We start from the raw sequence: 15000 nt of genomic DNA on the forward strand, positions 1-15000 counted from the left end.
ACGCTTGAGGATGTCCGCCAGCGCGTCACGCTGCGTGGCCCCCAGGTCAGGCAGGCGCAGCACGTGCTGTCGCGGCAGCAGCAGGATCTCGAACGGCCAAACCGCCCAGTAGGGGACCAGCGCCACCCAGTCTTCATTCGCGACGACGACGCGCTCCGCCTTGTCCACCTCCTGCGCCACATAATCCAACAGCAGCGGCTGGCCGTGTTCGGCAAAATAGCGCTGCTGCTGATGATCTTCTTTGGCCGGCTCGTTGGGCAGCGCGTTCAGCGCCCACACTTGCCCGTGCGGATGGGGGTTGGAACAGCCCATGATCGCGCCCTTGTTCTCGAACACCTGCACCCAGCGATACGTCTGTCCCAACTCAGCGCTTTGTGCGGCCCACACGTCCACCACGGCCCGAATGTGCTCGACCGGCATCTCCGGCAGGGTCAGGTCATGACGGGGCGAGAAGCAGATCACGCGGCAGGTGCCCGGCGTCGGCGCGGCGCGGAAAAGGGGATCAGCGCTCTCGCCGGCGGCCGCGTCAGGAACCAGGGCCGCAAAGTCGTTCGTGAAGACGAACGTGCTCTCGTACATCGGGTTACGCGCGCCGCCGGCGCGACCGTTGCCGGGGCACAGGTAGCACGTCGGGTCGTGCGCGGGGCGGGTCTCAGGCGGCAGCCTTTCGACCTGGCCCTGCCAGGGGCGCTGGGTGCGGTGCGGAGACACCAGCACCCACTCGCCCGTCAGTGGGTTGAAACGGCGATGAACGTGTTGGGTGGGAATGAATGATTGCATGGCGTCAAACTCGCTTTAGATGCAGTGTCCGGCTATAACCGGGGTTGCCGCAGGCATCGCCTGGGATGCCAACCGTCATCAGGTCGAAGCCACGGGCGCGATGCACCGCGGCCCCATGCCGGTCGCTGACCGTGTACATGGCGGACGGATCAAGCCCGCGCAACGGAGACGGCGGACGGACCCAGCCTTGCTGGTAATCCAAGACGGCCGCCGAGTAGACAGCCTCCCGTCCATCGGCAAAAACGTATTCTATCACCGATGCGCCCCATTCTTCAAGTCGCTGCAAGCGATAGAGGCGGCCGCCTTGCACGACGTGGCGAATACGTTTATAGAACGCGATGTAGCTGGCGTACTCGGCCAACTCGGCATCATCCAGTTCGTTCAGATTCGATCCGATGCCCAGGCCGCCGCGCATGGAGACGTCGAAGCGCAGCCCCAGCGAGCTGACGCGGTCCGTCTGCAGATTGGTCGCATGCGTAACCCAGGCTTCCATGGCGCGTGCAGGATAGGCCAGGCTGTAGCCTTCCTGGATGCGAATGCGGTCTATGGCATCCGTGTTGTCACTGGTCCACACCTGGTCGGTGCGCGCGAGCATACCCAGGTCAACCCGGCCGCCGCCGCTGGCGCAGCTCTCGATTTGCAGGTGAGGAAAATTCCAGCGCAGGCGATCCAGTAGATCATACACGCCGGCCGTATGCGCGCGCCAGATGGCCTGACCGGCAGCCGACCCCAACTCGGTGGTGTAACGGTTCATATCCCACTTGATAAAATCAAGATGGTAGCGCGCCACCAACTCACGCAACGCCGCATAAATGGCGTCCACTACTTCCGGGCGACCGAAGTCCAGTATCAACTGGTAACGCCATTCAGTGCGCGGGCGGCCGGCAAAATGCAACACCCAGTCGGGATGCGCGCGATAGAGATCCGAATCCGGGTTGATCATCTCTGGCTCAACCCAGAGGCCGAACTTCATACCCAGGCGATGCACTTCGGCGACCAACGGCTCCAAACCGTCAGGGAAAACGTCAGGACTGACGGTCCAATCACCCAACCCGGCGCGATCGGAGCGGCGGCCGCCGAACCAGCCGTCATCCACGCAGAAGAGCTCCACGCCCAGGGCCGCAGCCTTACGCGCCAGCGCCATCTGCCCGGCGTGACTCAGATCAAACAAGGTCGCTTCCCAACTGTTGTAGAGCACCGGTCGTACGGCCGGACCATCCGCAGGCCGGGGCAATACTCGTTCCAGGGCGAACGCGTGCAAACGCCGGCTGGCGCCGCCCCAGCCATCGGGGCAGACGCCGATGACGATGGCGGGCGTGACATGCTGAGCGCCCGGCGCCAACGTCAGATCAAAATCAAATGGGTTGTAGCCAGCATGGGCGCGCACATCCAGCGTAAAGAGCTGCTCGAAGGCCAGGCGCCAGGCGCCGCTGAAAGCCAGCGCGCCAAAGTAGACGTGACCGGTTTCCTCCCAGGCTTGGCCGGGGCGATTCAGCAAGAAAAAAGGGTTGGTTTGGTGCCCGGTTTGCACCGCGCGCTGCTCGATGACGCGCACACCCATCGGCAGGCGCTCGCGCGCGGTCATAAACTCCCGCGCCCACCACCCGGAGACCGATGTCAGTTCCAGCGTACCGTTGGGAAAGTGCAAGGTGGCGAAGGCCAGGGCCTCGACGTGCAGCGGTTCAGGCCCCGTGTTGACCACCTCACACCAACGCTCGATGATGTCATGCTCCGGGGTCAGCCGGTAACACAAGGTGACCGCAAACGGTTGCGAGGGATCGGTCAGGCGCACGCGCAACGTTTCACGGGGGGTTTGGACGCGCGTCGGCTGGCCGTGGGCCGGCGCCAGGCCGGGCTGCGCGCTGCGTCCTGAGCCTGACGAAGAGTCGGTGACAATCTCATGGCCGGCATAGCGCAATCGCACATCGCGTATCGGCAGGTGCATCGCCTCGCCAGCGGCCATCTGCTGGGGCAGCGAGGGAAAGCTTACCTTGAGTGACACTTCTTGCAGCGCGCTTTCGCTGAAGGTGCTCAACTCATAGCGACGGGTCACAGCCGCCTGATCGGGCTGAGGCAGCGACTCGAAACCGGGGCCGGCGAGAACAACCGTGTCCGCGGCGCTGTGAGGACGCACACCCCACGCCAGATGCAATACCCGCCCTTCGGGATCAACCCGGAAGGCGTAGAAGCTAGTGGACAGGACAAGGTTGAATGTGTTGGTAGTTGGATCAAAATGGATCATGATAGGGCAATCTCTCATCTGATAGGGCCGTATCTGCCACAGCAGGGCTGAAGCGGCTTCGCGAAGCCAGACCGTGTAGGCTCTCCTACGGGTCAGTGCCGTTAGATGAAGTATACGTGCACTGATTCAGATAAGCAAAGCCGTCGAGAGATGGGTTTGCGCATGAAAGGGCATTCCCAGGCAGATGCGTTGTGCGCCGCCTCGGACTAAGGCGACGCACAACCATCCTCCACAGGGGATCGGTGAACACATCGGGCGCGTTGCCGGCAACCATCCCCGTCTGGATGGAGCTCCAGTAGTCGCCCCAACCGGACTGGGTGATCTTGACCGTGATGTTGGGATGGGTCTTGGTGAAGTCAGCGGCGCATGCTTCGTACATCGGCTGCTGCGCGGAATCCCACAGCACGTAATTGAGTTGCACTGCGCCGGCAGACGCCGCGGGCTTGGTAGGCTCGGCCGCGGCATGCGGCCAGCGTCAGCGGGCGCGGCCGTGGGCGCGGCGCTGCCGCCGCATGCGGCCAGCATCAGCGAGGCCGCGATCAACAGAACTGACATCAGGAAAAGTGACTCGGGCGCTAACTGCGAGCCGATGCGATAAGTTGGCGGCATGACATTTCCTCAAGTGAAGCGCATGGAGTATCGCTATTGTAGCGCACGCCGCGGCTGCGTGCAATCCGTGTCGTTGACGTCGTCCGCGCCGAAATAGCCGAGCGCCCAGAAAGCCAGCACGAAGCCGAGGTAATTCTCGTTCAGGAAGCGCGAGACGAACAGAAAAAGGAAGAGGAATAAGCCGTAGCGCCAGGCTGCCCCCGCCAGGCTGTTGTCCAGCCATTGTCGGCGCAGCAGCCAAACCAGAGCCGGCGCCGCCAGCAGCAGCTGCGGAATCCAGAACGGCCAGTAGGCGAAACGGTTGCGCACCAGCCCCAGGGCCAGAACGAAATTGCTGGCGCCCCAGCCCCAGATCTGGTAGGCCTGCGCGGCCGTGCCGTTCGACCAGCGCCACACATCGTCCAGCAGCGCGTTGAAATCCCATACGGCGTAGGGTAACACAAGGATTGCGAAGGCCAGGACCGCCGGCAGCAGGCGCGAACTCAGCACGCGCAGTTGATCGCGCCAGCCCGCGCCGCGGCCAGTGGCGCCCGGCTGCAGGAGCAGCAGGGCGTAGAAGGGCGCCAGGAACCAGGCGGTCGGTTTGCTGGCGCAGGCCAGACCGAAACACACCGCAGACAGCGTCAGCAGGGCAAGTTCATGCCGCGGCCGCGCCTGACGCGTGACTGCGCGGCGCCACAACCAGAGCGCCAGCAGCAGCCAAAAGAGCACGAAGCTGTCGTTTTGCCCAAAGATGACATCGTTCGCCATGATCGGGTTGAGCGCCAGCAGCGCGGTGAGCGCCAACGCCGGGGAGCCGGCCGCGGTTTGATCGCCTGGACCAGCGCGCCGCGCCAGCCCAGGAATCAGCGCCAGCATCAGCAGGAAAAGCGCCAGGTAGACGAAGCGCTGATCGTACCAGCCAAGCACAGCCTGGCTGAGCAGATACCAGGGCGTGGAAAAAACAAACGTCCACGGCAGGTAGGGGTAGTGATAGAGGGCCGTGCGATATTCATCGAAACCCCACTCCGCCATTGGGGTTTTGGTATAGTCGGCCTGATATGGGTTTTGCCCGGCCAGGAAGAACTGGATCGTCGCCTCGGTTTGGATGACGCCGCCATCGTGACTGTAGCTGGCCGGGCCGCTGCCCTGGCGCAGCAAGATCAGCTTGAAGGTAGGCGCTGCGACCGTGAGCAGTACGATGATGATAAGCAAGCGCCATTTGAGCCGCGTGGTGAGGGTTGCGGGCAGGCGCGCGCGCAAGCCATCCACAATCAGGTAGAGCGCCAGGGCCGCGAAACTGAGCGCGATGAGCAGCAGCGCCAACGGATCGGCGTAGCGAGCGCCGAAGGCTTGCATGACCTCCGCTGAAAATAGGCGCCCCAGCCACGGCTGCCGCGCCACGTCCTGGAAGCGCAGCGGCAGCACCGCGGCGTCGGCCAGGGTGTCAATGCGTACGCGGGCGATCAAAAGCAGGGCGAGTAACAGCGCATCAAAGCTAGGTCTCATCGGATTTGAGTCGTTTCTGTTGGATTGAGCCACGCCGCGCGCCTGCGCGCCGGATGACTTGGGTCAGATTATAGCAGGGACATGTCTACCTTGTAAATGCAATTCCCTTGTGCTACACTTCCCCTAACCTTTGTCACGGGCGCAGGTTGAATTCTGTGTTTCTCGTCACAGAAGTCGTTCGTTGGCGATTGCCCGCGCCAACGCCGTTGCTGTGGTCGTGATCATGCCGCCGTGTGGCAAAAAAGGAGAGAAGCAGGAGACTTAGATGTTGCAACAACCTTTCGTTGCCGCTGCAGACCAACCGATGGCGTCTGCTGCCTGGCAAGATACGATTCAGTGGCGCATTGATGAAATGGGTGAGCGCGTGCGCCGCGGCCATGAAGACGATGTTTACTATTTCTTGCAGCCCGTGGCTGAGTTGGACGGCGCTCATGTCGAGGTGCGCGGCCGCAGGAAACTGATGTTCGCCTCCTACAGCTACCTGGGCTTGCTCAACCATCCCAGGATCAATGAAGCGGCCAAGGCCGCGATTGACCGCTTTGGCACGGGGACGCACGGAGTGCGCATTTTGGCGGGCACGCTGACGCTGCATGAGGAATTGGAGCAAACCATTGCGCGCTTCAAGGGCACGGACGACGCCATCACCTATTCCAGCGGCTATGCCACGAACCTGGCGACGATTTCCACGCTGGTGGGCCGTAACGACTGGGTGCTGTCCGACAAGTGGAACCACGCCAGCATCGTAGATGGCTGCCTGTTGAGCCGCGCCGAGTTTGTGCGCTTTCGGCACAATGACATGAACGACCTGGCCCGCCAGCTGCGCAAGGCGCCGGCCGGCGTCAGCAAGCTCGTGGTGGCGGATGCCGTCTTCAGCATGGATGGCGACATTGTGGACTTGCCGGCCCTGGTTGAGGTATGCCGGCGCTACGGCGCGCGCCTGATGATTGATGAAGCGCACAGCCTGGGCGTCCTGGGCAAGACCGGTCGCGGCATCGAAGAGCACTTCGACATGCCCGGCGCGATTGACATCAAAATGGGCACCCTGAGCAAGACGATCCCCGCCATTGGCGGCTACATCGCCGGCAGCCAGGAATTGATCACCTACCTCAAGCACGTAGCGCGAGCGTTCGTTTTTTCCGCCGCGCTGCCGCCGCCGGTCGCGGCCGCGGCCAAGGCCGCGTTCGAGGTGCTGGAAGATGAAGCGGTGGAGCGCAAGACGATCTTGCAGCGCAATGTGGAGCATTTTCTGGGTGGACTGAAAGCGCTCGGCTTCAACACTGGCCGCACGGTGACGCCCATCATTCCGGTTATCGTGGGCACCGATGAACGCGCGATGGCGATGACCCATCTCTTGCAGGAAGACGGCATCTTCGCGCTCAGCGTTCTGCCCCCGGCTGTACCGGAAGGCACCAGCCGTATTCGCGCCAACGTGACCGCCGCCCATACCGTGGAAGACATTGACGACGCGCTGGCGGCCTTTGCCCGCGCCGGACGCAGCCTGGGCATCATTGCCTGACGCAAGGGATGAATCCAGGCTATGCTGACGTTTGACTTTACAGGGCAGGTAGCCCTCATCACCGGCGCTGGGCAGGGGATTGGTCGCGGCCTGGCGCTGGCGTTTGCCGCGGCCGGCGCCGCAGTCCTGGTCAATGACCTCGATTCGCGGCTGGCCCAGGCGGTGGCCGCGGAGGTGCAGGCCACAGGCGGGGATGCGCTGGCGGTCACAGCCGATGTGCGCGACCGGGCCGCGGTCGAGGCGCTGGCGGCTGCGGCCGTCGCACGCTGGGGACGCATTGACATCCTCGTCAATAATGCCGGCGTGGAGCCGGTGGCTTCGATCCTGGAGATGAGCGAGACCGATTGGGACTTGGCCCTGGACACCAACCTGAAGGGCACTTTCTTATGCACCCAGGCGGTGGGCCGCGTCATGCAGGCGCAGGGCCGCGGCGCCATTGTCAACATCGCCTCCACCGCGGGCAAAGCGCAGCCGCTCTTCCTGCGCGCGGGCTACGCAGCCAGCAAGGCCGGGCAGGTCGGTTTTACCAAGGAGGCCGCGCGTGAGTTTGCCGCCTATGGTGTGCGGGTCAACGCAGTCTGCCCTGGCGTGATCGTGACACCGATGACGGAGCATCTGCGCCACAACGAACAGCAGATGGCGCGCTGGCTGACCGAAATCCCGGCGCGCCGCCTGGGTGAAGTGGCCGACGTGACGCCGCTGGTCCTGTTTCTGGCATCGGATGCGGCCGCCTATATCATTGGCCAGGCCATTCACGTGGATGGCGGAAAATTGATGGCCTGAGGAACGGATGAATCTTATGCGATTGGTCGCAGCCACCGCCGACGGCGTGTGGACGCTGCACGGAAATGACGCCGCATGGGCGGTGCGCCATACGCAGTTGCACGGCCGCGCGTTCTTGACCGTGGCCGTCAGCCCCCATCAGGCGGACGTGATCTTTGCCGGCGCGGATGGGCACGGCATCTTTCGCAGCGTCAACGGCGGCGGCAGTTGGCGCCCCATGAGCCGCGGCCTGGAAAGCCCGTACGTAGTCAGCATCGCATTCGACGCGGCCGATCGCCGTGTGGTCTATGCCGCCACGCTGCCGCCGACGCTCTATCGCAGTGTGGATGGCGGCGAAACCTGGGAGCCGCTGACCAACCTGCCCCCGGCGCCCGCGCCGGTCAGGCCGCTGCAGGTCGTCGCTGACCCCAACCAGGCCGGCCGGCTTTTCGTCATTGATGCGGGCGGCGCGCTGCAAAGCTCACGCGATGGCGGCCACAGCTGGCAGTCCAGCGATGCGCCTGGCGGCATCCTCCACCAGGTGACTGCTGCGCCCGGCGTGACTCTCGCCGCGGGCGATAGCGGCTTGTTCCGTCGCGCGGATGATGAAGAGAGTTGGATGCTGGTTCATCCCCAGGCAGCTTGCGCGGTCAGCGCGGTGGCTGCACGCTCCGCAGTGCACTGCGCCGGTCTGCTTCAGGCCGCATCCGCGTCTACATCTCTGATCAGCAGTCACGATGACGGCCGCACCTGGTTCCCTGCGGCCGGCGACGCGCCGCCTGATCTGCGCCAGGTCAGGCTAACCCCCACGCTGATTTTTGGCATTACCGACACAGGTAATCTCTGGCTGGCGTCGCAGACGGGACTGGCTGGCCGCCTGGATTGGTCCATGCTCAGCGACGAACTCCCGCCCGTGGCTGCGATTGACGTCAACGAGTAAAAACCCGTAACTATTCAGGCGGCGCGCCGTGGCAAGGCAGCGATTGAAATCGCGCCTGATGGGCGTTCCGCCAGGCGTCCACCTGAGTGGACGCGGCGCCGGTCGGCTCCGGCCGACCTGGCGGCGGCACGCCCTTGCGGCCCGAATTCATTCGGCGGCTGCAGTCGGCGCAGGATGCCTGAATAGTTACAAAAACCCTTCGAAGGTTCTTGTCGAGGCTTTTATGGAATGTTACAACTGCGGGCAGCCGGTGCCCGATGGCAGCGAGCGCTGCCCAACCTGTGGTCAACGCTTTGCCGTGGTCAAGAAAACGCGCACCAGAAGTCCGCTTGCCAGCCTCGGCTGCGGCAGCCTGTTGTTGCTTGCTCTGCTGACCAGCCTGGTGATACGAAGGAATTGAAGATCGAAGATTGAAGATTGGCAGATCCCGTTCAGCGCGTGAGCGCCTGGCGTAGGTCACACCTCCGGTGTGGCAGTCGTACGTCAACTCAGAACGGTCATCGGCGGCGCAAGATGCAAAACCGCCACTCGACCGAGCCACGAGCGTGTAACAAGGAATAAGTGACGATGGCGCACGGGAATTGGTGGGCGTTTCTACAGTACGACGAGACCAAAGGCAAAGCGAAGATCACGCCCGGTTTGCTGCGCCGCGTCGCGCATTACGCGCGGCCGTACTGGGTCAGCGCTTCGTTGATGTTGGTCACTATCGCCATCACGTCGGCCCTGGGGCTGGCGCCGCCGCTGCTCTACCGCGATCTGATTGACAACGCCATCCCCAATCGCGACATGACGCGCCTGAACTGGCTGGCCGTCGGCATGATCGCCATCCCCATTGTCAGCGGGCTGATCAGCGTATGGCAGCGGTTCCTCAGCGCCAGCGTGGGCGAAGGCATCATCTTTGATCTACGCCAGGAACTTTACGCCCACATGCAGCGCCAATCGCTGCGCTTTTTCACCAATACCAAGACCGGCGAGCTGATGTCGCGCCTCAACAATGACGTGGTTGGCGCGCAGAACGCCGTCACCGGCACGCTGGTCAATATCGTGACCAATGTCATCGGCCTCATTTCCACCCTCATCATCATGATCTCGTTGGAGTGGCGCCTGACCATCCTGGCAATTGCCATCTTCCCGCTCTTTCTTTTGCCCACGCGGCGCGTCGGCGTTATCCTGCGCGACATTGCGCGGCGGGCGATGGAATACAACGCCAACATGAACACCCTGATGAACGAGACGCTCAACGTCAACGGCGCTTTGCTGGTCAAGCTCTTTGGCCGCCAGGCCGACGAAGTGCAGCGCTTCGGCCAGATCAATGCCAATGTGCGCGCCATCGGCGTGCGGCGCGCGCTGATCGGCCGCTGGTTCTTCCTGGGCCTCGGCATCGTCGGCTCGATTGGCACCGCGCTCGTTTTCTGGTGGGGCGGCCGCCTCGTGTTGCAAGGCGCATTCACAGTAGGCACGATCGTCGCCTTCGTCAACTACCTGGGCCAGCTCTATGGCCCCATCTCCTCCCTGGCGAATGTGCGCGTCGAATTCGAGACGGCGATGGTCAGCTTTGAACGCGTCTTCGAATACCTCGATTTGCCCGTGGAAATTGCCGACCGCCCCGGGGCCATCACACTGCCGGAGGTGCGCGGCCACGTGCGTTTCGAGCACGTCTCGTTCAGCTACGGCGCAGCCGGCCTGCCAGGCAGCGCAGCGCCCGCAGCCCAGGCGTCCGCTGCGGGTCCAGGGCCAACGGCTTTGCCAGCCGCGCCCGTGAACGGCCGCAACGGCGATGGGGAAAGCGCAGAAAGCGGCCCGGCAGACGCGCCCGCGCGCAGTCCCGTCCTGGCGCCTCGCCTCCTTGCGCTGGACGACATCAGCTTCGAGGTCAAACCGGGCCAGCTCGTAGCCCTGGTCGGCCCGTCCGGCGCAGGCAAAACCACCATCACCTACCTGCTGCCGCGCTTGTATGACTGCACGGCCGGACAGATCACCCTGGATGGCTATGACCTGCGCGACCTCAGCGGCGCAACCCTGGCACAGACAATCGGCATGGTGACGCAGGAGTCGTACCTTTTCCATGACACCGTGCGCACCAACCTGCTTTACGCGCGGCCGCAGGCCACCCAGGCCGAACTGGAAGCCGCCTGCCGTGCGGCCAACATCCACGATTTCATCCTCAGCCTCAAGGATGGCTACGACACCATCGTCGGCGAGCGCGGCTACCGTTTCAGCGGCGGCGAGAAGCAGCGCCTGGCCATGGCGCGGGTTCTGCTCAAGAATCCCACCGTGCTCATCCTGGACGAGGCAACGAGTCACCTCGATTCCCATTCCGAGGCGCTGATCCAGGAGGCGCTGCAGCCGCTGATGCGAGGCCGCACCAGCCTGGTCATTGCCCATCGCTTGAGCACGATTTTGGCTGCGGATCTAATCCTGGTCATGAACCAGGGACGCCTGGTGGAACAGGGCACGCACCAGGAACTGCTGGCGCAGAACGGCCTCTATGCCAGCCTGTACGAAACCCAATTCAGGCAAGAGCCGGCCTGACCCGACGTTCGCCTGTGCACAGGCGCAACCGTTCACGAGGTTCCGGAGTAGGACGCAGATACACGCTGAAAAACGCAGAGTAGACTAGAGAAGGACTCCAGCGCAGCGCCAGCGGCGGCAAACGTCGCAGGGGCCGTATCTGCTGTCCAACAAAACAGCTCAATCTGCGTGCGCAGCCTGCGTTCATCTGCGTCCTCTCCATCTCTCTGAAACACTGATCTGAGAATAACTGAAGAGAGGATTTGTCTTATGGAAGAACAACTGCAACAACTGCGCGTCCGCCTGGCGCAGGTGGATGACCTGGAGCGGGCAGCCGCAGTGCTGGATTGGGATCAGCAGACCTACATGCCGCCCGCGGCCGACGCCGCGCGGGCGCGCCAGCTGGGGACGCTGCACCGGCTGGCGCATGAGATTTTCGTGGCCGAGGAAACGGGCCGCCTGCTGGCAGACCTGCAAACCGCGGCCGCGGACCTGCCCGCCGACAGCGACGAGGCCCGCCTGCTGCAGGTGACGCAGCGCGATTACGCGTTGGCGGTCAAGATTCCGGCTAGTTTTGTGGCCGAGATGGCCGAAGCAACGGCGCTGGGGCACAACGCCTGGGTGCGCGCCAAGTCCGCCGCGGATTTCAAGCTCTTCGAAGCGAACCTGGAGCGCATGGTCGCCCTGGCGCGGCAGCGCGCGGATTACCTGGGGTTCGACGAGCACCCGTACGATGCGCTGCTCGATGTGTACGAGCCGGGGATGAAGACCAGCCAGGTGACCGCGATCTTCGGCGACCTGCGGCCGCAGATCACCAATCTGCTGCGTGCGATCATGGCCTCGCGCACGCCTGTGGATGACAGCGTGCTGCACCGTCACTACGATGTGGAGCGCCAGCGCACGCTGGTCTACGACCTGATGCGGCGTTTCGGCTACGATTTCACGCGTGGGCGTCACGATGCCGCACCGCACCCGTTTTGCACCAGCTTCAGCATGGACGATGTGCGCATCACCTCGCGCATCGTCGAGGACAACCTGGCCTATTTCCTCTTCAGCGCGCTGCACGAAACCGGCCATGCGCTCTATGAGCAAGGCGTCAGCCCCGCGCTGGGGCGTTCACCGCTCGGACAGGGCGCCTCGCTCGGCGTTCACGAGTCCCAATCCCGCCTGTGGGAAAACCTGGTGGGCCGCAGCCGCCCCTTCTGGAACTTCTTCTACCCGCAAGTGCAGGCTGCCTTCCCCGACGCCCTGGGCGATGTGAGCCTCGATGCCTTCTACCGGATCGTCAACCGCGTGCAGCCGTCGTTCATCCGCATCGAGGCCGATGAGGTGACCTACAACCTGCACATCATGCTGCGCTTCGAGCTGGAGACTGGCCTGCTCAACGGCAGCCTGCGCGTGGCCGATCTGCCCGCGCTCTGGAATGAACGCATGGAGGCGTACCTGGGCATCACGCCGCCGAACGACGCCGTGGGCGTCCTGCAGGACGTTCACTGGTCGCAGGCGCTCATTGGTTACTTCCCCACGTACACCCTCGGCAATCTGATGGCGGCCGCATTCTTCGACGCCGCGCAGCGCCAATTCCCCGGCCTGGTGAATGATATCGAGGCCGGTGATTTCAGCCATCTGCTGGGCTGGCTGCGCAGCCATATCCATGTGCACGGCCGCAAGTTCACCGCCAACGAGCTGCTGCAGCGCGCCACCGGCGCTGCGCTCGACGCCGGCCCGTTCATGCGTTATCTGACCAACAAATTCACCAACCTCTAGCCGCCAGCTTTCTGCCGCGAGGACAAGCATCTTTAACGCAAAGACGCCAGGGTGCAATGCCGCAGAGAGGCTATTCAGGCCTCTTTGCGGCCCAGCGGCTTTGCGACTTTGCGTTAAGATCATAGCTGAAATGTAACTATTCAGGCATCCTGCGCCGACTGCAGCCGCCGAATGAATTCGGGCCGCAAGGGCGTGCCGCCGCCAGGTCGGCCGGAGCCGACCGGCGCCGCGTCCACTCAGGTTATACTGAGTTGTCAAATTGGTTATTCTGAGTTGGCGACGATTGACTGGGGACAATCTGACGACTCAGAGCGGGGGCGTCGGCCAGCGAAGTTTTGGACAAAGGGGGTAGCTGTTGTTCGGTCTGTGCCATTGCGCGCCGATACTGCGCTTCGAGGGTGGTGTCCAGCACACGGGCGTAGATCATGGTCGTATCCAGATGTTGGTGGCCTAACAACTTCTGGATGTGGGTGATGTCCAGGCCGGTGTTGAGCAAACGCGTGGCCAGGGTGTGGCGCAAACGATGAGGGGTCACACCTGGCACCTGTGCGAGATCGCCGAGCTTGCCGATAGAGGTGCGCAGCCATTGGTAGGAGATGGGGCGACCATCGGGGTGAGTAAAGAAAGGCGCCGTGGGCAGGCGGGAGCGACCGCCGAGATAGCGCTGGATGGCGATACAAGCGGTGTCACTGAGATAGGCGATGCGGTCGCGCAGGCCCTTGCCCTGGCGGATCAGCAAGCGTCGGCCTGACAGGTCGCAGTCCTGGAATTGCAGTTCGATGCACTCGCTGGCACGCAGGCCGCTGTGGGCCAGGACAAAGAAGCAGGCGTTTGCCAGACGATTGGCGACCTCGTCCGTCGCGAGGTGTTGGCTAACGAGCTGCTCCAGACGCTGGTTTTCAGTGTCACTCAGATGCCGGGGCAGGCTATCGGGTCGGGGGAGTGGGTGTAGACGAAAGACACTGGCGTCAATGGTCTGACCCCGGTCGGCCTGGTGGTGGAGCAGAGATACGACATAGGATAATGTCGAGTCCGGAGTGTTGGCGACGCGGCCATGGGCGATGCGCTCGCTACGATAGGTGAGCAGGTCGCTCAACTGCACATCGGCCAAGCTGAAGTCGGGGTGGCGCTGAGCCAACCAATCCCAGAAGCGACGGAGTTCGCCGAGCACATGGAGCGCACGGCCTCGCTGGCGTTGCGGTTTCCAGTCTGACAGCCGGCTGCGCACGAAGTCCAGGCTGGCTTGACGCACGTCCGGCGGCAAGTGGGGACCCCAGGCAGCCCAATCGGGCAGTGGGGGTGAGACGAACGGGGGAATCGTCGGGTCCATCACTAGACCCACGGGCTCAGAGGCGGTCGGGTTCGACTCGGAGGCGACCAGATTCGGCGCAGGAGCGGCCGACGGCACACGGGACATGGCCTGCTGATAGGCCTCCGCCAGTTGGGGATCGGCCCCCGCCGTGTAAATCTGTGTGGTGGTCACTTGCGCATGACCTAACAGCTTGCCCAGACTGGTGATCGGCATGCCTGCTTCGGTGACCTGGCGGGCGAAGGTGTGGCGCAACTGGTGGGGCGTCAACGACACACCTGCCTCCTGCCCATAGCGGTGCAACAGCCACTCGATGCCACTGACGCTCAGCGGTTGGCCGCGGTCGTTAAGAAAGATGTTGGTACAGGCGCTGGTCGGCCGTTGGGCTAACCAGGCACTGAGCACACTGTATCCATCGGCGGTCAGGAGCACGATGCGCTCTTTCTGACCCTTGCCCATGACTCGCAGCCGCGCCGGTTGCTCGTCCGTCGGCGCAGATAGCACGTCCGCCAGCTGCAAGCTCACCAATTCCCCGACGCGCAACCCGGCGCGCCATAACAAAACGAACCAGGCGCGGTCGCGGGCGTTGCTGATCGCCGCCCACACCTGGGCCACGGCATCGTTCTTCAGATCCCGCGGTAAGCGCCGCGGTTGTTTGCCAGCATGCCGCTTGAAGCGTACCGGGTTGGCCCACTGCAAGTCACCGGTCTCCTCGGCCAGAAAGTCGAAGAAGACCCGCAGCGCGGCGACCCGGCGCTTGACCGTCGCCGGACTCAGTCCGGCTTGCCGTTGTTGATCAACAAACGTATCAATGTCCTGCATCGTAATCTCCCGCCATTGCTTGCTAATCACAGCCGAGAACTGGCGGACATCGCTGACATAGAGTATCGTTGTGCGGCGACCGGGGGCGCGCCGCTCCAAGTAATTTGAAAACTGCTGCAGGCGATCTGGTTCGTCCATGAGTTGACCTCTCGTTCGCGAGTACCAGGAGTATAGTTCACTTTCCTGGTAAAGTCAAACTCAGCATAACGCAGGTGGACGCCTGGCGGAACGCCCATCAGGCGCGATTTCAATCG

General features: G+C 63.4%; 11 protein-coding genes. 6 read left to right on the top strand and 5 right to left on the bottom strand.

Annotated features, from left to right (window positions below):
* From galT to ACPQ6D_RS19845, 4 genes are all read right to left on the bottom strand, one after another.
* A partial coding sequence (gene galT / locus ACPQ6D_RS19830; RefSeq protein WP_423226089.1) for a galactose-1-phosphate uridylyltransferase occupies window positions 1-780 on the bottom strand: 780 nt, incomplete at its 3' end.
* A gap of 4 nt (window positions 781-784) precedes the next feature.
* Entirely contained in the window at window positions 785-3022 is a 2238-nt protein-coding gene (locus tag ACPQ6D_RS19835) for an alpha-galactosidase (protein WP_423226090.1), read from the bottom strand.
* An 85-nt stretch (window positions 3023-3107) separates the two neighbouring features.
* Window positions 3108-3443: an extracellular solute-binding protein gene (locus tag ACPQ6D_RS19840; RefSeq protein WP_423226091.1), complete on the bottom strand. Its 336-nt coding sequence runs from the start codon at window positions 3441-3443 to the stop codon at window positions 3108-3110.
* 221 nt (window positions 3444-3664) lie between these two features.
* A complete protein-coding gene (locus ACPQ6D_RS19845) occupies window positions 3665-5119 on the bottom strand; it encodes a hypothetical protein (RefSeq protein ID WP_423226092.1) in 1455 nt (484 codons plus the stop codon).
* Between the two features lie 265 nt (window positions 5120-5384).
* Between ACPQ6D_RS19845 and ACPQ6D_RS19850 the strand changes: the two genes are divergently transcribed.
* The 6 genes from ACPQ6D_RS19850 (at window position 5385) to ACPQ6D_RS19875 (ending at window position 12615) form a co-directional block, all read left to right on the top strand.
* On the top strand, window positions 5385-6635 hold the full coding sequence (locus ACPQ6D_RS19850) for an aminotransferase class I/II-fold pyridoxal phosphate-dependent enzyme (RefSeq protein WP_423226093.1): 1251 nt from the start codon (window positions 5385-5387) through the stop codon (window positions 6633-6635).
* Window positions 6636-6656: 21 nt separating this feature from the next.
* Window positions 6657-7418 carry an SDR family NAD(P)-dependent oxidoreductase gene (locus ACPQ6D_RS19855; RefSeq protein ID WP_423226094.1) on the top strand — a complete coding sequence of 254 codons (762 nt, stop codon included), beginning with the start codon at window positions 6657-6659 and terminating at the stop codon, window positions 7416-7418.
* Between the two features lie 16 nt (window positions 7419-7434).
* Window positions 7435-8337, top strand: a complete 903-nt coding sequence (locus tag ACPQ6D_RS19860) for a WD40/YVTN/BNR-like repeat-containing protein (RefSeq protein WP_423226095.1) — start codon at window positions 7435-7437, stop codon at window positions 8335-8337.
* Between the two features lie 223 nt (window positions 8338-8560).
* Window positions 8561-8737: a hypothetical protein gene (locus tag ACPQ6D_RS19865; RefSeq protein WP_423226096.1), complete on the top strand. Its 177-nt coding sequence runs from the start codon at window positions 8561-8563 to the stop codon at window positions 8735-8737.
* Window positions 8738-8904: 167 nt separating this feature from the next.
* A complete protein-coding gene (locus tag ACPQ6D_RS19870; protein WP_423226097.1) occupies window positions 8905-10869 on the top strand; it encodes an ABC transporter ATP-binding protein in 1965 nt (654 codons plus the stop codon).
* Between the two features lie 249 nt (window positions 10870-11118).
* Entirely contained in the window at window positions 11119-12615 is a 1497-nt protein-coding gene (locus tag ACPQ6D_RS19875) for a carboxypeptidase M32 (RefSeq protein ID WP_423226098.1), read from the top strand.
* Between the two features lie 241 nt (window positions 12616-12856).
* Here the strand turns inward: ACPQ6D_RS19875 and ACPQ6D_RS19880 are convergent, their stop codons facing one another.
* Complete coding sequence (locus ACPQ6D_RS19880; protein WP_423226099.1) at window positions 12857-14884, bottom strand: tyrosine-type recombinase/integrase; 2028 nt, start codon at window positions 14882-14884, stop codon at window positions 12857-12859.
* Window positions 14885-15000 lie beyond the last annotated feature (116 nt).

The sequence above is a fragment of the Candidatus Amarolinea aalborgensis genome (genome assembly GCF_900491745.1).
Classification (GTDB): Bacteria; Chloroflexota; Anaerolineae; order SSC4; family Amarolineaceae; genus Amarolinea; species Amarolinea aalborgensis.